Annotated in this window: 18 protein-coding genes; 7 read left to right on the top strand and 11 right to left on the bottom strand. The window is 59.6% G+C overall.

Annotated elements, in window-relative coordinates; genetic code table 11:
* Positions 1-172 precede the first annotated feature (172 nt).
* Both ACE3NW_RS05850 and cysK read right to left on the bottom strand, forming a co-directional pair.
* Positions 173-1,114 carry a chemotaxis protein gene (locus tag ACE3NW_RS05850; RefSeq protein WP_374281351.1) on the bottom strand — a complete coding sequence of 314 codons (942 nt, stop codon included), beginning with the start codon at positions 1,112-1,114 and terminating at the stop codon, positions 173-175.
* A 183-nt stretch (positions 1,115-1,297) separates the two neighbouring features.
* Positions 1,298-2,209 carry a cysteine synthase A gene (gene cysK, locus ACE3NW_RS05845; RefSeq protein ID WP_374281349.1) on the bottom strand — a complete coding sequence of 304 codons (912 nt, stop codon included), beginning with the start codon at positions 2,207-2,209 and terminating at the stop codon, positions 1,298-1,300.
* Between the two features lie 174 nt (positions 2,210-2,383).
* On the opposite strand from cysK, the gene ACE3NW_RS05840 reads away from it, so the two are divergent.
* Complete coding sequence (locus ACE3NW_RS05840; protein WP_374281347.1) at positions 2,384-2,839, top strand: nuclear transport factor 2 family protein; 456 nt, start codon at positions 2,384-2,386, stop codon at positions 2,837-2,839.
* Positions 2,840-3,033: 194 nt separating this feature from the next.
* Here ACE3NW_RS05840 and ACE3NW_RS05835 read toward each other — a convergent pair whose 3' ends face one another.
* The 3 genes from ACE3NW_RS05835 to ACE3NW_RS05825 form a co-directional block, all read right to left on the bottom strand.
* Complete coding sequence (locus ACE3NW_RS05835) at positions 3,034-3,549, bottom strand: YceI family protein (RefSeq protein ID WP_374281345.1); 516 nt, start codon at positions 3,547-3,549, stop codon at positions 3,034-3,036.
* 276 nt (positions 3,550-3,825) lie between these two features.
* Positions 3,826-4,308 carry a DinB family protein gene (locus ACE3NW_RS05830; RefSeq protein ID WP_374281343.1) on the bottom strand — a complete coding sequence of 161 codons (483 nt, stop codon included), beginning with the start codon at positions 4,306-4,308 and terminating at the stop codon, positions 3,826-3,828.
* A 146-nt stretch (positions 4,309-4,454) separates the two neighbouring features.
* The gene (locus ACE3NW_RS05825) at positions 4,455-4,964 is read right to left on the bottom strand and encodes a peptidylprolyl isomerase (protein WP_374281341.1); all 510 of its coding nucleotides are present in this window, start codon (positions 4,962-4,964) and stop codon (positions 4,455-4,457) included.
* Positions 4,965-5,076: 112 nt separating this feature from the next.
* On the opposite strand from ACE3NW_RS05825, the gene mutY reads away from it, so the two are divergent.
* Entirely contained in the window at positions 5,077-6,315 is a 1,239-nt protein-coding gene (gene mutY / locus ACE3NW_RS05820) for an A/G-specific adenine glycosylase (protein ID WP_374281339.1), read from the top strand.
* Positions 6,316-6,394: 79 nt separating this feature from the next.
* Here the strand turns inward: mutY and ACE3NW_RS05815 are convergent, their stop codons facing one another.
* The 3 genes from ACE3NW_RS05815 to ACE3NW_RS05805 all read right to left on the bottom strand — a co-directional run bounded on the left by ACE3NW_RS05815 (position 6,395) and on the right by ACE3NW_RS05805 (position 9,100).
* Positions 6,395-6,676 carry an HdeA/HdeB family chaperone gene (locus ACE3NW_RS05815; RefSeq protein ID WP_374281337.1) on the bottom strand — a complete coding sequence of 94 codons (282 nt, stop codon included), beginning with the start codon at positions 6,674-6,676 and terminating at the stop codon, positions 6,395-6,397.
* A 476-nt stretch (positions 6,677-7,152) separates the two neighbouring features.
* The gene (locus tag ACE3NW_RS05810; protein WP_374281335.1) at positions 7,153-8,556 is read right to left on the bottom strand and encodes an L-serine ammonia-lyase; all 1,404 of its coding nucleotides are present in this window, start codon (positions 8,554-8,556) and stop codon (positions 7,153-7,155) included.
* Between the two features lie 97 nt (positions 8,557-8,653).
* A complete protein-coding gene (locus ACE3NW_RS05805; protein ID WP_374281333.1) occupies positions 8,654-9,100 on the bottom strand; it encodes a MarR family winged helix-turn-helix transcriptional regulator in 447 nt (148 codons plus the stop codon).
* A gap of 181 nt (positions 9,101-9,281) precedes the next feature.
* On the opposite strand from ACE3NW_RS05805, the gene ACE3NW_RS05800 reads away from it, so the two are divergent.
* From ACE3NW_RS05800 to ACE3NW_RS05780, 5 genes are all read left to right on the top strand, one after another.
* Positions 9,282-10,496, top strand: coding sequence for an MFS transporter (locus tag ACE3NW_RS05800; protein ID WP_374281331.1), 1,215 nt, complete (start codon positions 9,282-9,284; stop codon positions 10,494-10,496).
* Between the two features lie 104 nt (positions 10,497-10,600).
* Positions 10,601-11,371 carry a tetratricopeptide repeat protein gene (locus ACE3NW_RS05795; RefSeq protein ID WP_374281329.1) on the top strand — a complete coding sequence of 257 codons (771 nt, stop codon included), beginning with the start codon at positions 10,601-10,603 and terminating at the stop codon, positions 11,369-11,371.
* 123 nt (positions 11,372-11,494) lie between these two features.
* A complete protein-coding gene (locus ACE3NW_RS05790) occupies positions 11,495-16,603 on the top strand; it encodes a response regulator (RefSeq protein WP_374281327.1) in 5,109 nt (1,702 codons plus the stop codon).
* 58 nt (positions 16,604-16,661) lie between these two features.
* Complete coding sequence (locus ACE3NW_RS05785) at positions 16,662-17,084, top strand: universal stress protein (RefSeq protein ID WP_374281325.1); 423 nt, start codon at positions 16,662-16,664, stop codon at positions 17,082-17,084.
* Positions 17,085-17,253: 169 nt separating this feature from the next.
* Complete coding sequence (locus tag ACE3NW_RS05780; RefSeq protein WP_374281323.1) at positions 17,254-18,666, top strand: phospholipase D-like domain-containing protein; 1,413 nt, start codon at positions 17,254-17,256, stop codon at positions 18,664-18,666.
* 90 nt (positions 18,667-18,756) lie between these two features.
* Here ACE3NW_RS05780 and ACE3NW_RS05775 read toward each other — a convergent pair whose 3' ends face one another.
* The 3 genes from ACE3NW_RS05775 to ACE3NW_RS05765 form a co-directional block, all read right to left on the bottom strand.
* Positions 18,757-19,443, bottom strand: coding sequence for a cytidylyltransferase domain-containing protein (locus ACE3NW_RS05775; protein WP_374281321.1), 687 nt, complete (start codon positions 19,441-19,443; stop codon positions 18,757-18,759).
* A 34-nt stretch (positions 19,444-19,477) separates the two neighbouring features.
* Positions 19,478-21,145: a cytidine 5'-phosphate N-acetylneuraminic acid synthetase gene (locus tag ACE3NW_RS05770; protein ID WP_374281319.1), complete on the bottom strand. Its 1,668-nt coding sequence runs from the start codon at positions 21,143-21,145 to the stop codon at positions 19,478-19,480.
* Positions 21,146-21,237: 92 nt separating this feature from the next.
* Entirely contained in the window at positions 21,238-22,425 is a 1,188-nt protein-coding gene (locus ACE3NW_RS05765) for a DegT/DnrJ/EryC1/StrS family aminotransferase (protein ID WP_374281317.1), read from the bottom strand.
* Positions 22,426-22,508: the final 83 nt, after the last annotated feature.

Here is a 22,508-nt window from a genome sequence, read left to right as displayed (position 1 = left end):
TTACTGATTTTTCAGCAACAAAAACTTGTGGAAACCCACATACAGCATACTGAAGGTTGCTGGGCTGGGCAAGAAAGGGCTACCGCCAGATGGAAGCACGATAAACCACAACGCAAAAAAGGCCCTGACCAGTACGGTCAGGGCCTTCAGAACATTTTCGGCAAAAACTGCCTTAACCCCAGGCCTGGGTAACCAGGTCGTACAGCTTGACCGAGAGCACCTTGAGGTCGGGCTTGGTGTACTGTACATCGGCCCCCACAACCTGGCATTTTCTTGCCAGAGGCTCGTTGATCATGGAAGAGAATATGGCCACGGGCAGGTTTTTGAGTATTCTGTCTTCCTTCACGAGCTTGCACAGGGCAAGGCCGTCCATTCCGGGCATTTCAATGTCGGTGATAATGCCGTGCACAAAGTCCGAGATGGGGCGGTCTTCGGCCTCACAACGGTCGCGCAGCACCTTCAGGTAATCCCAGGCTTCCTGGCCGTTGACCTTCTGGGTAACGGTAAAACGCCCTTCCTTGTTGAGCAGATCAATCAACAGGCTGCGGATACTGCTCGAATCGTCCACGTGCAGGATGTTGTACATTTTTTCGCCGCTGTGCTTCATGTCGGATGCATCAAAGCGCATGGCCATGGCGGGGTGCAATTCGGCCACAATGGCCTCAAGATCGAGCAAAAAGATCACCCGCTCCTCAAGGCGCACCACGCCCGTTACCGAGCTACGGCTCACGTTCTGCAAAAACTGCCCAGGTGCTTCCACGTCTGTCCAGCTGAGCCGGTAGATTCGGTTGACGCCCGACACCAGAAAGCCCGTACACACGCCGTTGAATTCGGTAACAATAACCTTGGCGTCTTCATTTTCTATGGGGCCGCTGCCCAGAAACTGGGCCATGTCGATCAGCGGAACCACACGCCCATTACGGTGCAAAAACGCACCCAAGAGAGCTTTGTGGCGCATTTCCGGCATGGCCGTTACCGGCTGGCGACGGCCGATCTCAACCACCTTGGCCACATTGAGCCCATAGTGAGCTTCGTAACCGTCCTGGTTGACATAAAATTCTACAATTTCCAGCTCGTTTGTGCCGGTTTCCAGCAGGATGTTGGTCTGAGCCATGGATGCTCTCCGTTGGGCTAAGGCCCGTTAATGTCGGACGGCAGATCTGAACCTGTTGCTGCCAGCCGGTGAGCGAAGCTTACGCTGCCTCTCTTATCGGTTGCCTGTTGCCAATATTTAGCCATAAGAACGCAAAAGACGTATTTTTTCGTTCTTTATGACCCTCAAAAATCCCGAAACGGCCTAGGCATCCAGAAAAAGGCGCGTGGACATGTAGCGCTCGCCCGTATCGCAGGCAAAGGTGACAATATTTTTGCCCTGCATTTCTGGCCGCGCCGCCAGATCAAGCGCCGCGCGCACGTTGGAACCTGTTGATATGCCAACCATAAGGCCCTGAGCCATGAGCTGACGGGCCGTTTGAATGGCCAGCTCGCCATCCATCTGCACGATTTCGTCCAGCAGGCTGCGGTCGAGAATTGGTGGCACAAAATCTGCCCCGATGCCCTGAATAAGGTGCGGCCCGGCCTTGCCGCCCGAAAGCACCGGCGAGGCCGCAGGCTCTACGGCCACAACCCTGAAGCCGGGAATACGCTCCTTGAGAAACCGCCCCGTGCCGGTAATGGACGAGCCAGACCCCACGCCAGCGACCAGCACATCCATCTTGCCCACGCTGTCCTTGAAAATTTCGGGCCCTGTGGTCTTGTAGTGGGCCAGCACCGCCTGCGGATTGGTAAACTGGCCAAGCACAAAACCTTCCTGCTCTTCAGCAATGCGCTTTGCCGCCGCCACGGCCCCGCTCATGCCCTGCTCTGCCGGGGTGAGCACAAGTTCTGCGCCCAGCGCCCGCAGCAGATTGCGGCGCTCTACGCTCATGGATTCGGGCATGGTCAGCACGCAGCGCAGCCCGCGCATGGGGGCCACAAGGGCCATGCCAATGCCCATGTTGCCGCTGGTGGCCTCCACCAGCAGGCCGCCGGGTTCGACACGGCCTTCTTCCAGAGCTTCTTCAATGAGATAAAACGCCACCCTGTCCTTGATGGAACCGCCGGGATTGCGGTTTTCAAGCTTCAGCCAGACCGTGCCGGGCAGATCACGCGAAAGGTCAAGACGAAGCAGGGGGGTATTGCCGATGGTTTGCAAAACACTGGTTAACATGGAAACGCACGCCTCTTGGTAAAAAAACGCCTGAAAATTCGGCTCTATGGCAGATATACGCTTTACAACAGAAAGATTTTGCTTAACTCTTGTGACATAACCATAGAAGAAAGCGTTTGCATTGGCAATTTTTGCACGCACACTGGTTTAAACAGCCCACCCAGGGAGGACACCATGAAGATTCTTGCCGCACTGTTCGCTGCCCTTGTGATTACCCTTTCCGGCGGTCTTGCCCAAGCCAAGCCCGATACCGTGGAGCTGTACACCGAAGCCGTCATGATCGGCGACGTTCCCGCCCTCGAAACCCTGCTGGCCCCCAACTACTGGCACATCAATGCCAACGGGCACATTGAAGACAAGGAACACTTTATCAATACCATCAAGAACAAGGAACTGGTCGTTGACCGGCTTACCTTTACCAACGCCCGCACGGCCATGATCGGCGATTCCAAGCTTATCACCGGCACAGGCTACCTCAAGGCCAAGGCCACGCCGCCCCTGCCCCAGGGCCTCATGCGCGTAACCGTGGTGGTGGTTTCCAACAAGGGCCGCGACCAGGTGGTGCTGTTCCAGGCAACACCTGTCGTCGCCACAGACGACTGCAACGACGGCAACTGCAAGATTCAGTAAACGTCGCCCAATACATGCTACCCCGCATCAGACAAAAGCGGGGAACAGGCCGGGAGCACAGGCTTCCGGCCTGCTTTATTTTAATAATACACTGCACCCCGTGGCGCAGTGACGCAAAAAAGCCGCCCCTGTTCGCAAGGGCGGCTTTTTAACGTAATGCGGGGTATGGCGGGCCGAATTACGGTGGGGATACGTTACACTGGCGAAACTTCAAAATTGGCGGCCACCTTGACCCTGTCACCCACAATGGCGGCAGGAATGTTGGGGCCCAGGCCAAAATCGCTACGGTTCAGCTCGCCTGTGATGCTGAACGACTGCGTTTCCTTGTTGTTGATGGGGTTGGTGATCCTGTCGCTGGCCGTAATGGCAAAGGTAACCTCGCGGGATACACCGTGCATGTCCAGAATTCCCGTGATTGTGCCTGTCTTGTCTGCCCCCAGGCGCACCGATGTGCTCTGGAAGGTCAGATCCTGATGCTGGGCCACATCAAAAAAATCTGCCGAACGCAAATGCTCGTCGCGTGCATGAACGTGTGTGTCAATGCTTGCGGCCTTGGCTGTCATGGAAAAAACAGCGTCTGAAAGGTCGCCGTTTGCAACTTCAAGATCAATATCCACATCGGCAAACCTGCCGTTGATATCCGTTATCATGAGATGGCGAACCACAAAACCCAGGTGGGAATGGTCGGGATCGTTCTTCCAGGTAGCCATAACAACCTCCTGCATGGTGCAGGTTATCTGTATGTATTGCTGTTTTTGGGACACCTTCTGCCAGCCAAAAACATACTTTCTTGCTATGATTTTTAGGTAAGTCTTTGCCTTGCAGAGTCAAGAAGCGGCAGCCCATTTTATGAAAAAAAACAGAGGGTGCAAATTCGGGAAACGGGAAACCACGGGGGCCGCTTGCCCGTCGTATGCGCCCCGTATACGCGCCATGTGCGGGCATGCCGCTGCGGCAGGCACAAGGCCCGCCGCAGCACAGCCAGCCTAAAATACGCCCGGCAGGCCGTGGTCGCGCAGGGCCGCATCGCACGAGCCCAGATGGTACATGGTGTGCGAGGCCAGCATGACCATGACAGCCCCGTAGCTGAGCTCGCGACCAATTTTTTTGCTTACCCGTTCCTGAATGCTGGTCAGATCAGCATCGGCAAGTCTGGCCACACGGGCATCCACTGCTGCCTTGACCTCTTGGCCGTAGGCCTTCATGGCCTCCTTGCTCACAAGCTGCTGCCCCTGCTCCCGAAGCATCAGCACCCCCAGCTCGGCGGGTGCAGGCACAAAGGCATCATCGTCCTTTTCAAGTATAAAGAAATTGAGCACGGCAACCGCGTGCGCCACCTGTTGCCATACGGGCCAGCCGCCGTTGGTTTCGGCCCACACATTTTCGGGGCAAACATCAATAAACTGGGCCAGCAAGGCAAAGGCGCGCTGATACGGGCCTTCGAGTTCTGCAACTATCGCTCTGGACATGGATATTTCCTCGTCTGGTAAGGGTGTTGTGCATGCCGCGCCACTGCCCGCACGCACAAAAAAAGCCAAAAACCGCCGCTGCTCCGCAGGTGCGGGCATACGGCGGTTCAGCAGTCACAGGGCAGGCACAGGCCCGCCGCTACGGTCTATTCGAAGCGGCTTGCCCCGGTGATCAGCACCATGTCGGTGGGCACATTTTCGTGGAAGCCCACGGTCTTGGTTTTGACCTTGGCAATCTTGTCCACGTTTTCAATGCCCTCGACCACCTTGCCGAAAACGCAGTAGCCCCAGCCGTCAAGGGTGGGCGAGCTGTGGTTGAGAAAATCGTTGTCCACCAGGTTGATGAAAAACTGGGCCGAAGCGCTGTGGGGGTCACGGGTGCGGGCCATGGCAAGGGTGCCACGGTCGTTCTTCACACCATTGTCGGCTTCGTTGGTGATGGGTTCGCGGGTGGGCTTTTCGTCCATACGCGCGCCCATGCCGCCGCCCTGAATCATGAAGCCGGGGATAACGCGGTGAAAAATGGTGTTGGTGTAAAAGCCGTCATCCACATATTGCAAAAAATTGGCAACGGTTTTGGGGGCCTTGTCAGCAAAAAGCTCCACCAGAATGTCGCCGGAGGAGGTCTCCAGCAAAACCGTAGGATTGTCGGACATGGGTGCTCCTTGAGTGGTTATTCGCACAGCGGGGGCTAACCCGCCATTGGCGGGAATATAGGGCAAGCACGCCCGGATGACAATGCCCGTTTGCCGGTATAGGCTGCAAACCATGAACCGCAAGACTCATAAAACCCAGCCAGCAACACTGCCTGGGCTGCCACAGGGGGGCCAGCCCCTGCCCCAGCATCTGCCGCCGCAGCAGCACCTTGCAGAATTGCAGGCTGCCCTGCTCCAGTGGTTTGCCCAAAACCAGCGCAGCCTGCCCTGGCGGGTCAACTACACACCCTACGAGGTGTGGATCTCCGAGGTCATGCTGCAACAAACCCAGATGGAACGCGGCGTCAGCTACTTCAAAAACTGGATGCGGCGCTTTCCTGACATTGCCAGCCTTGCCGCCGCCAGCGAAGAAGAAGTGCTGCGGCAGTGGGAGGGCCTGGGCTATTATTCGCGTGCGCGGCACATTCTGACTGCTGCACGCAAGATCATGTCTGACCACGGCGGCGTTTTTCCCTCTGATCTTGCAGCCATACGGGCCTTGCCGGGTGTGGGCCCCTACACGGCGGGCGCGGTGGCAAGCATTGCCTTTGGCGAAAAACTGCCCTGCGTGGATGCCAACGTGGAACGCGTGGTTGCCCGCATTTTTGATGTGGACAGCCCCGTAAAGCAGGACCCGGCGGCGGGTATCATACACCAGTGGGCGCTGCGCCTTGTGCCAGAAGGACTGGCGCGCGAACACAACCAGGCCATGATGGAACTTGGCGCGCTTGTGTGCCGCAAAAAACCCCTGTGCGCATCGTGCCCTCTGGCGCGGTTCTGCATCAGCCTGCACCTGGGCATCACCGACCAGCGCCCAGTGCCCGGCAAAAGAGCCACCATCACGCCCGTCAATGCCGTAACCGGCGTGCTGCACTGCGGCGGCAGGGTATTTGTGCAAAAACGCCCGCCCACGGGCGTGTGGGGCAACTTGTGGGAATTTCCCGGCGGCAGGGTTGAGGCAGATGAAGGCCCGGAACAGGCCAGCGTGCGCGAATTTATGGAAGAAACGGGCTTTGCCGTGCGCGTGGTTCAGCGGCACGGCATCATACGCCACGGCTACACCACCTACCGGCTGACCCTGCACTGCTTTGGCCTTGAGCTGGTTGCGCCGCCCGCAGCGGCCACGCCGCCGCTGCCGCCGCAGCTCACCGCCGCCACAGAATGCCGCTGGATTTCACCACAAGAGCTCAATGAGCTGGCCATGCCCGCCGCACACCGCAAACTGGCCGACAGGCTTTTTGCAGAACCGGACGCAGGCAGCCAGAAGCCCGCCGTACAGCAGGCCAGCCTGAACGGCAGCGGCAAAAAATAAGAAAGCAGAAAAAAAAGGCGGGCCATGCAAAGCCCGCCTTTTTTTACAAAAAAACAGAATATCAACGCTGCATCACGTGCTAGTCTGCAACAATCGAAAGCACGCTCTTGTTGGGGTTCTGCTGGCAGACCTTCATGATCTGGGTCAGATTGTTTTCCACCGCACTGACATCCAGCTTGGTGTCGCCGGTTTTGGCGCTGGCATAACCATCGAGCCAGAAATAGAACATGCCCATGGTCTGGGCATCCAGTTCCATAAAGGCGCTGCACTTCAGCTTGCCGAAATCAACTTTTTCGGCCGAGGCATTCATGGGCATGGCAAACATGGCCGCCAACACTATTGCAAAAAACAGTTTTTTCATCTTGCACTTCCAGTGTTACAGGTTTCAGGACGTACCGTATGCAGCACAAAGAGCGACATGAAAATGATCAGCCTGTGCAACATGCATTCATACCTCTGCGTAATAGTATACAAATCTACCACACGCTGTTTATCAGGCATGCCTGCAATCAAACACCGAAGAGCATTCTGACAAAAAAACTCTCCGCAAAGGATATTCCCTCACTGCCCCATATGCCTTGCATTGCTTAAAGAATATTCTCTTATTTTTCTCTTTTTGTCGATATCCTCGGAAATCAGATAAAATATGACAAACATGGGGCCTTGGGCATTTCTTACAAATCCTGCATGTGCTGATGCCTGCTCTTGCAATTGCGCTGTGCGTCATTTCAAATCGTCATATTCGCCGCACAATTTGTTTACCAATGCCGTAACAGCAAAACGCGGCCCGAAAGTCGCGTTGCAAAAACACCAAAAGCACAAATTTAGTGCCTGTTTCTATTTACCAGCCGCACCATCTGCCATTTTTTTGCGTTCCATAACCTTGGCAACAGCCTCGGCCAGACCGCCGAGCGAGGTTTCTTTGTAGCGTGATTGCAGATCAAGCCCGGTGCGGTACATGACCTCAATGATCTCGTCCAGCGAAATAACGCGCTGGCGGCCATCTTCAAGCCGCGAAAGCTGGGCGCAGTTTACCGCACGCTCTGCGGCCACGCCGTTGCGTTCGATGCAGGGAATCTGCACCAGCCCCCCCACGGGGTCGCAGGTAAGGCCAAGGTTGTGCTCCATGCCAATCTCTGCCGCCACTTCCACCTGTTTGACGTTACCGCCCGTAACAGCGCAGTACGCGCCTGCCGCCATGGAGCAGGCCACGCCCACTTCGCCCTGGCAGCCCACCTCTGCGCCCGAAATGGAAGCGTTGAGCTTGTAAAACAGGCCGATGGCTCCGGCAGTAAGCAGAAAGTCGCGCGCACCTTCGTCCGTGGCATGGGGATAAAAATTCAGATAATACAGCAGTACCGCTGGCACTATGCCTGCCGCGCCGTTGGTGGGGGCCGTGACAATGCGCCCGCCCGAGGCGTTTTCTTCTGCCACGGCAAAGGCATAAAGCATGGGCCACAGGCTGAGGTCGCGCCGCCCTGCCGCCTGAAGGGCGCTGACCTTGCGCAAAAGATTGGGCGCACGGCGGCGCACATTGTACCCACCGGGCAGCACCCCATCAGTATAGCAACCGCGCTCCACGGCCTCTCGCATGACATCAATGATGGCTGTAATACGCTCGTTGACCTCACTCTCGGAGCGCCAGAACACCTCGTTGGCCATAACAATCTGGGCGATGTTCCTGTTTTCGCGCGCGCAGATGTCAAAAAGCTCGGCGGCCTTTTCATAAGGGTAGGGAGGTGTGGCGTAGAGCTCGCGCTGGCGGTCAAAGTCGTCGTCGGTGCGGATAAAGCCGCCGCCAATGGAATAGAAATTCTTGGTGTATATCTGCTGGCCCTCGGCATCAAAGGCCGAAAGCGTCATGGCATTGGAATGGCGCGGCAAAAAAATGCCCTTGTGCTGGCACACATCGCGCTGAAAATCGAACGGAATGGTATAGGCGCACATGAGCACCAGATCGGCATTGTTTTGCAGCTCTGCGGTGCGGCGGGCCATCTGCGCAATGTCCACCTCTTGCGGCTCTTCGCCCTCAAGCCCGGCCAGCACTGCCCCAAGGGTTCCGTGTCCCTCGCCGGTCAGCGCCAGCGAACCGTACAGTTCTACCTTTACGCGCTGTACAAAGGGCAGCATTCCCAGCACGGCCAGCTCGCCCGCAAAGGCCTTGCCCGCCACCATGGGCCCAACGGTGTGGGAACTGGACGGCCCGATGCCAATCTTGAACAGGTCAAAAACGCTGAGCATGACGCTCCTCCCGCAAATCGCATGACAAGGCACACAGGCCCATGCAGCAGCATATCCCGGAAAGGTCACAGTACACAAGCTGTTACCGAAAACACTCCTATTTTATCAGGGCCGTAGGTGTTGCGTCGCGCAGCTCCGCCGCGCGCCCAGCCAGCCTTTGCATGAGCTCAAGCAATGTTTCCTTGTCCTGCACAGAAAACACCTCTGTGACCGCATCGTCCCAGACCTTAATGACGCTCATTATCTGTGGGTACAGATCGTGGGCGTGCTCGGTAAGAAAAACCGTTGCCGTGCGCTTGTCTTCCTGATTGACCTCGCGGCGGATAAGCCCCTTTTTTTCAAGCTGTGCAAGGGTGCGGGCCACGTTGCTCTTGTTGATACAGATCAGTTCGGGCAGTTTGTCCTGGGTAATGCCGGGATGCTCGAAAAGGTTGAGGATAAACTGGTACTGGCTGCTGTTGAGACCATACGGCGCAAGCGCCCGGTTGAGGTACAGAAAGTAGTTTCTGTTGGCCAGCGTAATCCACCTGTAAGCGAGTTTCATGGGGCTTTCCTGTAGCTGGTTGAAGGCATCGTGAGCAGCATGACCACAAAAAACAACTGCTGAATATACGGTTATGCCAGCAGGCTACTCTTGAGATACGCGCCTTGACAAGGGGGGCGGCCAAAGGCATTTGAAGTTGCGAACGCAACGGTAGTCTTCTTCCAGAGGTGCAAGACAAACCATGCCAAAAAAATGTTGCCGCACGCGGGCTGCACGGCAAGAAAACACGGGCTTTCGCGAGGCCTTTGCCGCCATTTGCCAGGGCAATTTTATGGTTGTGACCTGCATCAACCTGCTGCTGATGACAGACTATTACCTTATCTTTGTCACCGGCACGGCCCATGTGCAAAAATCCTTTGGGGCCAGCCTGAGCGTGGCCGGGCTTTCTTCTGGCATCATGGTTATCGGCTGCCTCGTGGGCCGTTTTGTCTCCGGCAACCAGATTTCTGTTCTTGGGGGCAAGCCGTGCCTGCTGGCGGGGCTGTTGCTGTTTGCAGCCAGCATTGGCGGCCTTATGCTGGCGCATTCCCTGCCGCTGGTTTTTATTCAGCGCTTTGTGGCTGGCGTTGGCGTGGGGGTGGCGGGCACTGCCACGGGGGCCATTGTAGCCTATGTAGTTCCTGTGCGCTTTCACGGCCTTGGTATCGGGCTTTTTACCATGAGCGCGGCTCTGGCTCTTGCCCTTGGCCCCTTTTTGGGCATCAGCCTCTCTCTCAGCTACGGCTATCAGGTTCTGGTGCAGACAAGCGGCCTTATCTGCCTGCTGTGCCTGATCATCTTCTTCTTTTTGCGCAATCTGCCGCCCATGCGTCAACGCCTGCGTCCGACCTTCAGCCTGTACAGTTACATAGATCCGCGCGTGGTGCGCTTTTCGCTGGTGGCCCTTGTGGTCTGCCCCGGCTACGGCTGCATTCAGGCATTTTTGCCATCGTTTGCCGCAGAGCACGGGCTTACGGGCGCGGCCAGCATTTTTTTTCTGTGCTATGCGGGCACGGCGCTGCTCACCCGGCCTCAGACTGGCCGCCTTTTTGATACCCACGGCGAGCATGTGGTCATGTATCCGGCAATTCTCGTCACCGCGCTGGCCCTGTTTGTGCTTTCACAGGCGCAGGGCACGGCTGCGCTTTTGTGTGCCGGACTGCTACTGGGGATTGGTTTTGCCAATTTTCAGTCTGTGGGGCAGGCGGTTTCGCTCTCGCTGGTTTCGCGCTCGCGCTACGCGCAGGCGACCACCACATTTTATATCTTTTTTGATCTTGGCATCGGCCTGGGGCCTTATATTTTTGGGTATATCATACCGCAGGCCGGCTACAGCGGCATGTACCTGACCCTGAGCATGGTGGTTCTGGGAGGAGTGGCCGTGTACCGCCTTGTACACGGCGGGCGCGCCCGGTAAAATTGCCGCAACCGCCCGGCTGCGCCCAAGCTGTGGGCTTGCCTCTTTTTTCCTACGGTTGTAGGCTGGTGGATAAAGATATTTTCCCAAGCCAAGAGGAATACATGGCAAGTCAGAAGCCCCCCAAAGAATCCGCAGAATCCACATCGGCAGCCAAGGCCGCCGATGCCAAATCCACCAGCGCACAAACCTTGCAGGCCGCTTCTGAAGCTGCCTCGCAGGCAGAACAGCACAAAGGCCTGAGCAAGGTCAGCAAGGGCGTCTTTTTTGTAGGCATTGGCCTGGCACTTGTGCTGGGCATTTACGTGGGCAGTCTTGTGCCGTCCATGTTCACGCCCGAAGCAGCCCAGCAGGCCGTCCAGACTTCTGGACAGACCCCCGCTCCCCAGGCATCCGGCCAGGTATCCGGCCAAGCCCCCGGCCAAGCCAAGCAGGACAGCCAGCCCCCCATGCCGCCCGAACTGGTAGCCAAGATCGCCGCCATGGAACAGACCGTTCTGGCCGATCCCAAGAATGCCCAGAACTGGACCGAGCTCGGCAACCTCTACTTTGACACCGGCCAGTCGCGCAAGGCTGCCGGGGCCTACGAGCGTTCGCTTGCCCTTGCTCCCGACAATGCCGATGTGCTCACCGACCTTGGCATCATGTACCGCGAAACAGGCGAATACGACAAGGCTGTGGCCAGTTTTCGCCGCGCCTCAAGCGTGAATCCCCGCCACGAAAACGCCATGTTCAACGAAGGCGTGGTGCTTTACTTTGACCTCAAGCGCAAGGACGACGCCATGAAGGCATGGCTGCGCCTGCTGGCGGTCAACCCCGGCGCGCGCGCTCCTGACGGGCAGAGCGTTTCGGATGTGATCAAAAATTTGCGCTAGCCACGGCTGGCCGCAAATCTGTCACGACACGGCAAACCGCCCCCTGCCGCGGAATCGGAGGCGCATCTGTGCCTGAAGGGGGAAGCATACAGATATACCGGCGAACTTACAGGCGGAACAACCATGATTGTCTTTTTCTCCGGCATTTCGCGTGCCGTGCTGCGCGTGTGCGCTCTGTTTTTGTGCATTTTCTGCGCAAGTTTCGGCGCACCTTCCACAGCGCACAGTGGCATGATTCCGCCTGTGCTGCGCGCCCCCAGCGTGTCGCTGCTGCCTGACCTTCAATACTTTATTGATGCCACTGGAACCATGGATGTGGAGGAGGCTGCGGCCCCCTCCAACAGCCAGATGTTCAAGCCGCTCAACGTAAAAGCCCTGCCCCGCCTTGCCGGGGTAATGTGGCTGCGCTTTACACTTGCCCCGCTGCCCGCCGGGGGCCGTTCGCAGGCCCTGCTGCTGGACATGGGGCCGGATGTTCCCGCCGATCCCGTGCTGTACCAGCCAGCTCTCAGCCCTATTGCCGACAGCATCGAGTGGCGGGAGATTCTGCCCACCCACCGCAATGTGCTGCTGTTACCCGAACCGGGGGCAGAGGCCATTACCTGCTACATACGCCTTGACGGTCTGCCGGGTATCTGGTTTTCGCCCACCCTGCGCACCCCGCAGGACGCTGCCACCAACTGGGGCAGCCTTTCTGGCACTGCGGCCCTGCTGGCTCTTGGCGTTGTCATGCTGCTCTGCCTTTTGCGCGGCCTCTCCGAAAGAGGCCAGTGGCGCGTGTGGACAGCCCTGTATGTGGGCGTGGCCCTGCTACAGGGGGCCCTTGGCATGCCCGCCTATGGCACGGGGCACATAACCCTCAATCAGGCTGTGGCCGTACTTGCGCCCGGTCTGGCCCTCATGCTGCTGCCACATGTGGGGCGCCACCTCATGCGCACCCGTGGCCGTTCACCTCTGCTTGACGCGCAGTTTGTGCTGCTTTCCCTGCCCGGCGCAGCCCTGGCCCTGCTGCCGCTTTTGCCTGGCTTTGGCTGGAGCATTCGCTTTCTTTCCCTCTGGCCTGCCTGCACACTTATCTTTACCCTGAGCGCCCTGGGCGGCTCCATCATGGGGCTTGGCGGCGCCCGCCGGTTTTTGCTGGGCTGCCTTGTACCGCCCCTGTTTGTGGCGGCGGGCATCATGGGCCTTGATTATGGCTACGCGGCAAATCTGCTGGCCTCTGCCCCCCTGTGGGGCACGGCCCTGAGCGCCCTGCTTATTGCCGGAACCGGCCTGCCGCGCGATGCAGTCCAGAACAGCGATGCCGGGGCTGACAACGACAGGCCAGAGCCCACCAAGGGGAAAAAACGCGAATCCGCAGCCGCCAAAAGGAGCATTGCCGGACTTGATGCCGCTCTGGTGAGTTCTGGCATGAGTGATGCCCCCATCAGTCTGGATGCCCCGCTGGACGACCCCAACCTTCGCCTGTTGCCGCCCTCTGCGGCGGGCAAGACTGCCGCAGATTTTTCTGCCCTGCCCGTGGATATTTCAGACAATGCCGACCCAGCGCCTGTTGCCGCGCGCGCGCCAAGACAAACAACGCCCTCAAGCGTGAGCCCCGGCATGTGGGAAAATCTGCTGCGCCCGCCGCTCGACCGCCTCATGCGCGAGGGCGCGGCCCTTGGCCATTGTTCGCTGCCGCCAGCGGTACGCCAGTATGCAGAAAACATGATCAACGCGGCTGGCGACCTTGCCAGAATTCTCGACAACCCCGGCGAATCGCAGGGTCAGAGCGGCATTGGCGAACAGCGCGCTGCCTTCAATCTGCAACACCTTGTGCGTGAGGCCCACGATGCCGTGACCACTGCGGCAGAAAATGCGGGCATTGGCCTTGCGTGGTATATGCCTCCATTGCTTGGACATATGTATGAGGGACAGGCCAGCGCCCTGCGCGATACCCTGAGCCTGCTGCTCGAAAGTGCTGTTCGCGCCACCTCGCGGGGCGCGGTACACCTTTCGGTGCGCCGCGTGCCGGAAACCGCCGATCCTGGGCATCTGCTGTTTACCGTAACCGATACGGGCGCGGGCATTCCCCCGCGCGACAGGTCTACGCTGGCCCTCACCCGTGCATGGGAGCTGGCTGGCTCCAACAACGGCTACCTCAACGTGGAATGCGGGCCGCAGGGTACATCCATAGCCTTTACCCTGCGCCTCAAACCGCTTGAAAACGCATCCGAAACTGACAAGTCCGCTGCGCAGGCGCGTGGCCCGCACATGGCGGTGGTGGCCGAAAGTGCCGTTGCACGTCAGGCTCTTGCCCACATGATCACCAACCGTGGCTGCAAGAGCACAGAGTCGCGCAGCATGCGCGAAGCCCTGCAATGCAACCGCGAGGCCCCCGCCATCATGCTGGTGGTGCAGTTTCCTCACCATGGCCCGGCCGAAGCCGATGCCCTTGGCCGCTTTGAGGCCGAAGCGCTGGAATCGGGCCTGCCCGTTTTCAAGGCTCTGGCCATCACCAAGGACGACAAACATTGGGACGCTCTGGCGGAAACAGGCTATACCCATGCGCTGCTCGACCCGGTGGATGCCGAAGCCTTTGCCGCCACCATCAACGAAGTGCTGGTGGAAGGCGGCTTTGCAGAGGGCGCACAGCCAGCACCCGCTACGCCTGAAGAGCCCGATATGGCAGAAATGGCACTTGCCGCTGCCGCAGTGAGTTCAGCCGCAGTAGCCTCCATGCAGGCGCAGCAGCCCATAGAACTTTCTCTCGCCTCCGCCCCCGATGCTGGTCAGCCAGAAACGGCAGATTCCGCACCGCTGCGCATGGATGCGCCAGCGCAAGCACCGAACATGTCAGATGTTCTGCCCGACCTTTTCGGGCAGGCTACGCCCACCGAGGCGGCACTGCTGCCAGATATGCCCCGGCAGGATCTGCCCCACGAAGAACCGCTTTCATTCGGCGCGCAGACGCAGCCGGTCATGCCACACGTGACCATGGACACCCACAGTCAGCAAGGCATGCTGTTGCCGCTCATGGGCGATGCGCCTCAGCAGGCCGATGACCAGGCCCCCATCGAACTCACTGATCTTCTGCCCGAAGAAAACAGCGACAGCTCCGCCGACCAGCTGCTTCCTTCCATGGCAGAACCGGCAGCAGAATTGCCCATATCTGCCCCCAGCACGCCGCCAACGGAAGCCGACGACGCGCTGCCCGATCTGCAATCCCTGGCTGATACATCGGCGGCTCCGGCCGACGCTGCGCTGGATACGCTGGCAGATTCCCTGCCCGAAGTTCAATCTGCACTTCTGCCAGAAGATGTGGCTGAAGATTTGCCGCAAACCTCGCCCGAAGCGCAACCCGCAGCGGCGGCAGAATCCCTGGCAGAAGTTTTGCCCGATGTATTGCCAGCAGAGTTCCCGACCGGGGATGCACCGGCCTCGTCCCTTGCAAAGGCATCTCTGGCCGATGAATTCATGGCTTCGGCGGGGCTTGAAGGCCCCCACTGGACCGCAGATGAAGCAGTTGCCGACTCCTCTGATCTCGGCTCTGCCAGCACCGCCGCAGAAAGCGCCGTAACAGCTGCTGCCACGGCTGCGACCTCCGCCACGGCAGTGGAACAGCCTGAAGCCGGAAACAGTGAGCCACAGATTTCTGACCTCACAAAGCAGGCTGTTGAAGAAAAGGCAGAAGTTGCACAGGCCGAGGTAACGCAGGCTGAGGTAACGCAGGCTGAAGCGCAGGCCGCCCCCCTTGCCGCCCAGGCTGCTTCTGTGACCCCCGAGTTTGAGCCGCTCCTGTGGCCTGAACCCGCGCAACAGCAAGCGCCTGCCCCGGCTGACACCCGCAGTGTGACCCCTGCGGAATTTATAGAAGCCTCGCTTCCGGTTGAATCCCCCGTCGGTGAAGCCGTTGGGGCATCAGCTGACGAACCAGCTGGCGACCCTGCCAGCGACCCTGTTGACCTCCCGACTGCCCCAGATGCCCTGGCGCAAGAAGTTCAGGCAGACGAGGCCATGGCCCCGCTCAGGTCCATGAGTGACAGGGTTGGAGAAGCCACGCTTTCGCCAGTCAATGCTGCATCCAGTGTAGCTGACACCCCGGCGGAAAGCGCTGGCGGCAGTGGTTTTGACGTTCCTGCCCCCGCAGGCAGGGGCGCGTGGGACAACTACAGCCTGCACGAAGAATGGGTGGGTGAACCCATGCCCATGGGCACGCCCGTGCCAACCGCGCGCATGGCCGCGCCAGAACAGGCCCAGGCCCCTGCGCCAACCCCGGCTTCCGCATCTGCCGCCGCTTCTGCCGCCGTTTCTGCCGCCGTTTCTGCCCGGCAGGAGAAAAAATCCTATGTCGGCCCAAGCCTTGCGCACCCCGGTGAATGGGTGGGCGAACCCATGCCCATGGCAAAGCCTGCCAAACAGGAAGAAGCCGTTGCACCCCAGCAGCTGGCAGAATCCCCCGCTTCCGATGCTCAGGCAGACAACCGCCGCAGCCGTGCGGTAGAAATGCCCCGCACCGCCACGGGCAGGCTTATTCTCAAGCTTCTGGGCAGCGCCGGTGACCGGCCCGTTGACACAGCCAAGGAATCCGCCGGTAGCGGCAAACCAGACCTGATGGCAGACCTCGCCGCCATGCCGCAGGAGAGCGTGCCCACAGCGTCACCGGCATCCGCACCTGAAACTACGCCAGAATCTGCCCCCGCCGCCGCAGAACCCCGCCGTGCAGCCACGGCCCTCAAGCCCGGCAGCAAGGGCAATTCCATCATGAACTTCATTGCTGGTGCTGCTGATGCCCTGCGTCACCAGGATCACAACGCACCGACACAGCAGGCCGAGGCCGCCACCACGTCGCCGTATACGCCAGAAACGGCTTCTGCCGCACCTGTGGAAGACAAACGTGCTGCCGGAACCCCCCAGTCCGCCACACCCGTTTCCGCGCCTTCTGCGGCCATTGTGCCCCCAAATGCTCCGCGCGAAACCGACCAGACCATTCCTCAGCTCGTGGCACGGCTCGACGCGGCCATGGACGATGCCCAGCAGGGCTTTAAAAACCGCCGTTGCGGGGTGGTGGGCGAAGCGGCCAACCGCATTGCCACAGAGTCGGATGCCTTTGGCTTCCGCGTGCTGGCCCGCATGGCCCGCTGTGTTGAACGGGCTGCAAAAGCCAACGACATGAATGCCCTGCGCGATCTTTTGCCAGAGCTGGCCGTGGCAGTTGAACGCAACCGCATCGGCCTTACGCCACGCCGCTGACGCCACACGCCACACGGCGGGCGGCGGACGGCACGCAACCACTGACCCAAGGGACACCATGTACAAGACAGTTCTCATCCCCGTAAGCGGCAAAAACGGCCTGATACGCGCCAAGGCAGCCCTGGCCCACGCCCGCAACCTTGCCAACGGAGATATTGTGCTCCTGCACGTTTTTGAACCTCTGCCCCAGATCGTGGGCGGCGAGGCCCATGCCGAGCTGCTGGCAGAACAGAAGGCCAAGGGGCAAACCCTGCTCAACACGGTTATGGCCGATTTCAGCATGGCGGGCGAGCACGTTCGTTGCCGCGTGGACGAGGGAACCACAGCCGAAACCATCATACGTGTGGCCCACGAGGAAAACGCCGACCTCATCATCATGTACACCGATGGCCGCGATGGCTTGCAGGATATGCTGCTTGGGTCTGTGACCGAGCGCGTGCTGCGCAATACAGATACTGCCCTGCTCGTCATACGACACTAGCTGGCGACACAGCTGGCGACACAGCTGGCGGCACTAGCTGGCGGCAGTAATAGGCGGCAGTGGGCAGCATGATGCAACACAGGATGGCAAAGCCTCCATTGGGAATCACCGGGGGCGCGCATCTAACAGCGCGCTCCCACTGCTGACGCACATACACTGTGGGGCAGAAATGCTGCTTTTTATTGAAATTGCGGGCTTGATCGCCCATGTGTTTTCGTGGATTGCCGTATGCCACGCCCTGCTGACCAAGCACGACCCGCGTGCGGCCCTGGGCTGGACGGTTACGGCCCTGTTTCTGCCGGTTGTAGGCCCCATTCTGTACGCCTGTTTTGGCATCAGCAGGGCCGAAAGCCGGGCCAGCCGCATCATGCGGCGGCAGCAGCCCCTGGAGCCCGATTACGCGCATCCGCCCTTTTCAAAAATCCCGCCAGAAAATATCCCCGACAGCATCGCCCGCATGGAGCACATCGGGCGGGTGCTCACCGAACAGCACCTGAGCAGCGGCAACAGCATCACACCCCTGCGCAACGGTGATGAGGCCTATCCGGCCATGATCGAGGCCATCGACAGGGCCAGGGACCATGTTTTTCTCTGCACCTACATATTCAATGCGGGCCAGGTGGCCACGGCCTTTGGCGAGGCCATGGCCCGTGCCGCAGGGCGCGGTGTGGACGTGCGCCTGCTGGTTGACGGCATAGGTGTGCTTTATTCATTCCGCAAGCCCTGGAAAAAGCTTGCCAAACGCGGTGTACAGGTGGCCCAGTTCATGCCGCCGCGCCTGTTTCCGCCCAATTTCAGCATCAACCTGCGCAACCACCGTAAAATGCTTGTGTGCGACAGCGTGGCCTTTACCGGCGGCATGAACATTGCCGACGACAACCTGAGCGCCGGCAAGACAAAGTACGTGCAGGACGTGCATTTCAAATGTGAAGGCCCCATTGTGGACCAGCTGCGGCGGGCCTTTTTGCTCAACTGGGGTTTCTGCACCAACAGCTACACGCCCCTGCCGCCCACAACCACCCTGCCGCGCGGCGACAGCCGCTGCCGCATCATCATGGACGGCCCCGGCTCAGAGGCCGACATTCTCAACGACATTTACTGCGCTGTCATCAACGCGGCCCGGCGCTCGGTGCGCATCATGACGCCCTACTTCCTGCCCTCGCACGGGCTGGTTTCTGCCCTGCGTTCGGCTGGTCAGCGCGGGGTGGATGTGCGCATTGTGCTGCCCGCAAAAAACAATCTCTTCTATGTTCACTGGGCGCAATACCGCCTCTTGCCCACCCTGCTGCAATCGGGCGTGCGGGTTTGGTATCAGCAGCCGCCCTTTGCCCACACCAAGCTGCTTGCCGTGGACGGCTACTATTGCCAGATAGGCTCTGCCAATCTGGACGCCCGCAGCCTGCGCCTGAATTTTGAGCTGAACATGGAAGTGTTCAACCCCGACGTACACGACCAGATCACCGCCCACATCGACCGGGCCATCATTACAGGCAAGGAAATCACCGCCGCCGAACTGGCCGCCCTGCCCCTGCCCATAAAGCTGCGTAACGCCGCCTGCTGGATTTTTTCGCCCTATCTGTAACAAGGGCATGCAAAAGCCCCCCACGTCGCTCCTTGCCCGCATAGCGGGCAAAAAAACATGGGGGGCTAAAGGCTGTATGTCAGGATTTTGCTAGCCAAACACCCGCACTATATCCCTGGCGTCCATTTCGGGCGTGATGGGCTTGAGCGCCAGACGGCAAAACTCGTCGGGCTTGTCCATGTCAAGCTTGAGGTCGGGACGGCGCAGCCAGTCTTCCTCCGGATCAAACGTGCCAATCCTGAAGCTGGCGGCATTGTCCCAGATGTAGTTGAGGCAGTGCTCGCGCTGTGAGGTCTGCGTGGCCTTGACGTCCAGCTCTTCCAGCAGATCGCGCGAAAGTATCTCTGCGCCCAGGCCGTCGGGCCACAGATTGTTGCGCGGGATGTGGTTGTAGGCGTAGTCCCAGTTGCCCTGATCGTAAAAATCCACCAGCCGGTCAACGGCCCCGCCCCAGATAAGCGGGTTGTCGGCGCACACGCGCACCACCCGCCCGGCGTCGGCCTTGCGGGCCGCCAGGCAAAACCGCGCCAGCACGTCGTTTTCAGACCCTGCCACGCAGGGGATGCCGTGCCTTTGCAGATGGTCGAGCAGGGCGCGGTCTAGCGGGGTATCGGGCACGGCCACCATTATGCCGTCGAGCTTTGCCGCCTGCCCAAGCCGCCGCGTCACCCAGTCGATAACGGGCACGTCGCGCAGGCAGAGCAGAGATTTCATGGGAAGCCGCGTGGAGCCGAGGCGGGCCTGAATGATGGCTATAACCTTGCCGGTCTTGCGCATGGGCGATCCTTTCTGACTGTTGAGCGTATAACTGTTACGGCGCGGCAGATTCTGCCTGCGGGCCGGTTGCGCCTTCTTGTAGGATATTCTGCATCAGGCCCACCACACGCGCCTTGTTGGCCGTAAAATTAAGGGCGTTTTGCCTGTCCCAGAAGCGCTGCCGCCGGGGATTTTTGAGCATGGCCAGAAAGACGTTGCGGATTTTTGCGTCGCTTACCCTGTCCATGATGCCCACAAAGGCAAAGCCGTTGCGGGGGCGGGCAAAGGTATGGCGCGCCTCGCGCTCGTGGTGGGCCAGCACCAGCGAAGGAATACGCATGTGGGCCAGCTCGTACACCGTGCGGCCAGCGGAGCAGATGGCAAGGTCGGCCCCTTCCATCATGCGGCTCATGACGTTGGTGGCCCAGGTGAATTCCACAAGCGGGTTGTTAAGCCTGGCGAGGTGCGCTTCCATGGCGTCCTTGTGGGCATAGCCCGGCCCGGCCACAAGGCGTATGGCAATGCCGTAGGCACGGCAGATGGGCTCGATGATGTCGAGCACCCGGCGCGAGCAGTCGTTGAGGTCTGTGCCGCCAAAGGTGATAAGCACTGTCTTGATTTCTGGCCGAAAAGGATTGCGGGCCGCGCCCAAAAATTCGTCGCGCAGGCAAAAATAATCCGGCCCGTAACACAGGCGTTCGTTGCTGTCCCTGTCTTCGTACAGGGCGTTGACCACCAGCCGCGCCCAGTCGGCGCCGGGGCCTTCGTCCTCAAAATTCACGCAGCGCACGCCCGCCGTGGTCAGGCGCGCCATGTAGGCCGAGGTGGTGTTGAGAATATCGTTGACCACCAGATCGGGCCGCAGGCGCAGCACGGTGTCTGCCAGATCCTCGTTGCCCTGGCGCACGATCTTGTAATCCTTGCGGGCAATGCTTTCTACCGCAAGCTCGCTTTCGCGTGTACACACAAAGCTGACCTTGTGGTTGGTGATCTCGTGGGCCAGCATGAGCGCGCGAAAAACATGCCCCATGCCGATGGCGGGCCAGCCTGCCACCACAAAAACCACGTGCCGCCGCTGCAAAAGGTGCTCGCAGATCCACCAGTCCTGATAGCCCTGAATTTCAATGGCCCTGTCGTTGAGAAAGTAGGGCACAACCTTGCCGCGCTCCAGCGTATGGCCGTTGGCCTTGTCCAGCAGGGCAAGCCGCAGAATGATGAGGGCGCGGCTTTCGACCACCAGCATTTTTTCGCTGGCTTCTCCCGCGCCTTCGTCCAGCAGGCTTTCCAGCCCCTCGCCCTGCACGTTCCAGATGCGCTGCCGCATGCTTTTGACCGTTACAAGGCTGTCGGCATGCGCATCGCGAAAGCGCTTCCAGGCGTCTTCCACATCCACCCAGGTCAGCAGCGGGCACGAGGCACGCAAAATCATGCAGTGCTCGTATTCGCGCGCAAGCTCGGTCAGCAGGCCGCGCATTTCGGTAACAATATCAAGGCTTGTGAAGCGCAGATCCTTGTTCCAGTGGTGGCGCACGCCCGCACGTTCGCAGATAAGCGCTATTTCCTGGCTGTCGGTCAGCACCATGATATCCTCACCGGGCAGCACGCTGCGCGCGGTGTTGATGGCCCTTTCCACAAGCGTAACCCCGGCCAGTTTTTTTACCAGCTGATCAGGAATAACGGCGTTCTTTTTGATGGCGGGTATGACGATGCAGCGTTCTTTCACGTTTCGTTCTCTGCTGTGCGGAAAGGAATCGGGCAGGGTGCGCAAGGCCCGGGCCGTACCGGCAGTACCGGCAGGCCCGGACAACAGATGCTCTAGCGCAGGCTGGCCAGAACCTCGCGGGTGGAGGCCAGCATGTAGTTGAATTCTTCCTCGGTCAGCCAGTGCTGGAAGGGGAAGGAGATCATGGTGTCAAAGAAGGTATCGGCATTGGGGCAGTTGGCCGTGCCCATGCCCAGGCGGCGGTAGTAGTCGTACCTGTCCAGCGGAATGTACTGCACCACACACTTCACGCCTTTTTCGTTAAACATGGCCCGTATGAAGCGGTCACGCGCCTCCACGCCCGTGGTCATGCGCGCGGCCAGCAGGTGGTAGTTGTGGCGGGGCGAATCCTCGCGGTGAAATTCCAGTTCGGGAAAGTCGGCCAGAGCGTCAATGAAGCGCAGGGCACGGGCGCGCTTTTCGTCATTGATGCTGTCGATGCGCTCAAGCAGCTTGGCCCCAAGGGCGCATTCCACTTCACCCAGGCAGTAGTTGTTGGGTTGCAGGGGCTCGCCGTCCAGCATGGGCAGATCAACGTTGCCCATGGCGGGCTTCCAGTAGTCGGGGCGCTCGTAGTCAAAACCGCAGTGCCCGTTGTGGCGCAGGGTGGGAACCAGAGCCGCCAGCTTGGGGTCGCGCACGTAGAGCATGCCGCCTTCGCCAAGGGTGGTAAGGTTCTTGTGCGAATGGAACGAAAAAATGGCCATGTCGCCAAAGCTGCCAGCCCTTTTGCCATCGTGAATAGAACCGATGGCCTGGGCCGCGTCTTCGATAAGAATCAGGCCGCGCTCTTTGCACAGGGCGGCGATGGCGGTCATGTCGGCCACATAGCCATAGAGGTGTACCACCACAACGGCCCTGGTGCGGGGCGTAATGGCCTTTTCGATGCTTTCGGCGGTAACGACCCTGGTCAGCAGATCCACGTCTGCCCAGGCCATGGTGGCGCCCTTTTTGACGTAGGGGTACGCGGAGGCCGTAAAGGTATGCGAGGGCATGACCACTTCGTCGCCCGGCTTGAAGCGGCACAGCTGGGCAGAAAGCTCCAGCGCCGAAACGCCGTTCATGGTCACAAAGCAGCTGCCCTGGGCCACGCCCTGGTAGGCGGCAAACTTGCTTTCAAAATCGCGCATGTGAACGCCCTGGGTAAGGGGGTCGGCGCTGCGCATGGCCTCAACCACCACCGCAATTTCTTCTTCTGTGTAGCGGATGGCGCGGCCGCTGAAATTTACCTTAATGTCCATGCGGACTCCTTGTGGCAAATGCGCCGCCGGAAAACCCGGCGGCGCACAATATTCGGTTATCACGCAAGGCACGTGCGCAATGG

Source organism: Desulfovibrio sp., from assembly GCF_041907885.1.
GTDB lineage: Bacteria > Desulfobacterota > Desulfovibrionia > Desulfovibrionales > Desulfovibrionaceae > Desulfovibrio.
This window is presented reverse-complemented; position numbering and strand designations above follow the sequence as displayed.

Bases quoted from the DNA above. Each gene is read 5' to 3' on its own strand.
- ACE3NW_RS05850 (WP_374281351.1), bottom strand. From the start codon at position 1,114: ATGGCTCAGACCAACATCCTGCTGGAAACCGGCACAAACGAGCTGGAA.
- cysK (WP_374281349.1), bottom strand. From the start codon at position 2,209: ATGTTAACCAGTGTTTTGCAAACCATCGGCAATACCCCCCTGCTTCGT.
- ACE3NW_RS05840 (WP_374281347.1), top strand. From the start codon at position 2,384: ATGAAGATTCTTGCCGCACTGTTCGCTGCCCTTGTGATTACCCTTTCC.
- ACE3NW_RS05835 (WP_374281345.1), bottom strand. From the start codon at position 3,549: ATGGCTACCTGGAAGAACGATCCCGACCATTCCCACCTGGGTTTTGTG.
- ACE3NW_RS05830 (WP_374281343.1), bottom strand. From the start codon at position 4,308: ATGTCCAGAGCGATAGTTGCAGAACTCGAAGGCCCGTATCAGCGCGCC.
- ACE3NW_RS05825 (WP_374281341.1), bottom strand. From the start codon at position 4,964: ATGTCCGACAATCCTACGGTTTTGCTGGAGACCTCCTCCGGCGACATT.
- mutY (WP_374281339.1), top strand. From the start codon at position 5,077: ATGAACCGCAAGACTCATAAAACCCAGCCAGCAACACTGCCTGGGCTG.
- ACE3NW_RS05815 (WP_374281337.1), bottom strand. From the start codon at position 6,676: ATGAAAAAACTGTTTTTTGCAATAGTGTTGGCGGCCATGTTTGCCATG.
- ACE3NW_RS05810 (WP_374281335.1), bottom strand. From the start codon at position 8,556: ATGCTCAGCGTTTTTGACCTGTTCAAGATTGGCATCGGGCCGTCCAGT.
- ACE3NW_RS05805 (WP_374281333.1), bottom strand. From the start codon at position 9,100: ATGAAACTCGCTTACAGGTGGATTACGCTGGCCAACAGAAACTACTTT.
- ACE3NW_RS05800 (WP_374281331.1), top strand. From the start codon at position 9,282: ATGCCAAAAAAATGTTGCCGCACGCGGGCTGCACGGCAAGAAAACACG.
- ACE3NW_RS05795 (WP_374281329.1), top strand. From the start codon at position 10,601: ATGGCAAGTCAGAAGCCCCCCAAAGAATCCGCAGAATCCACATCGGCA.
- ACE3NW_RS05790 (WP_374281327.1), top strand. From the start codon at position 11,495: ATGATTGTCTTTTTCTCCGGCATTTCGCGTGCCGTGCTGCGCGTGTGC.
- ACE3NW_RS05785 (WP_374281325.1), top strand. From the start codon at position 16,662: ATGTACAAGACAGTTCTCATCCCCGTAAGCGGCAAAAACGGCCTGATA.
- ACE3NW_RS05780 (WP_374281323.1), top strand. From the start codon at position 17,254: ATGCTGCTTTTTATTGAAATTGCGGGCTTGATCGCCCATGTGTTTTCG.
- ACE3NW_RS05775 (WP_374281321.1), bottom strand. From the start codon at position 19,443: ATGCGCAAGACCGGCAAGGTTATAGCCATCATTCAGGCCCGCCTCGGC.
- ACE3NW_RS05765 (WP_374281317.1), bottom strand. From the start codon at position 22,425: ATGGACATTAAGGTAAATTTCAGCGGCCGCGCCATCCGCTACACAGAA.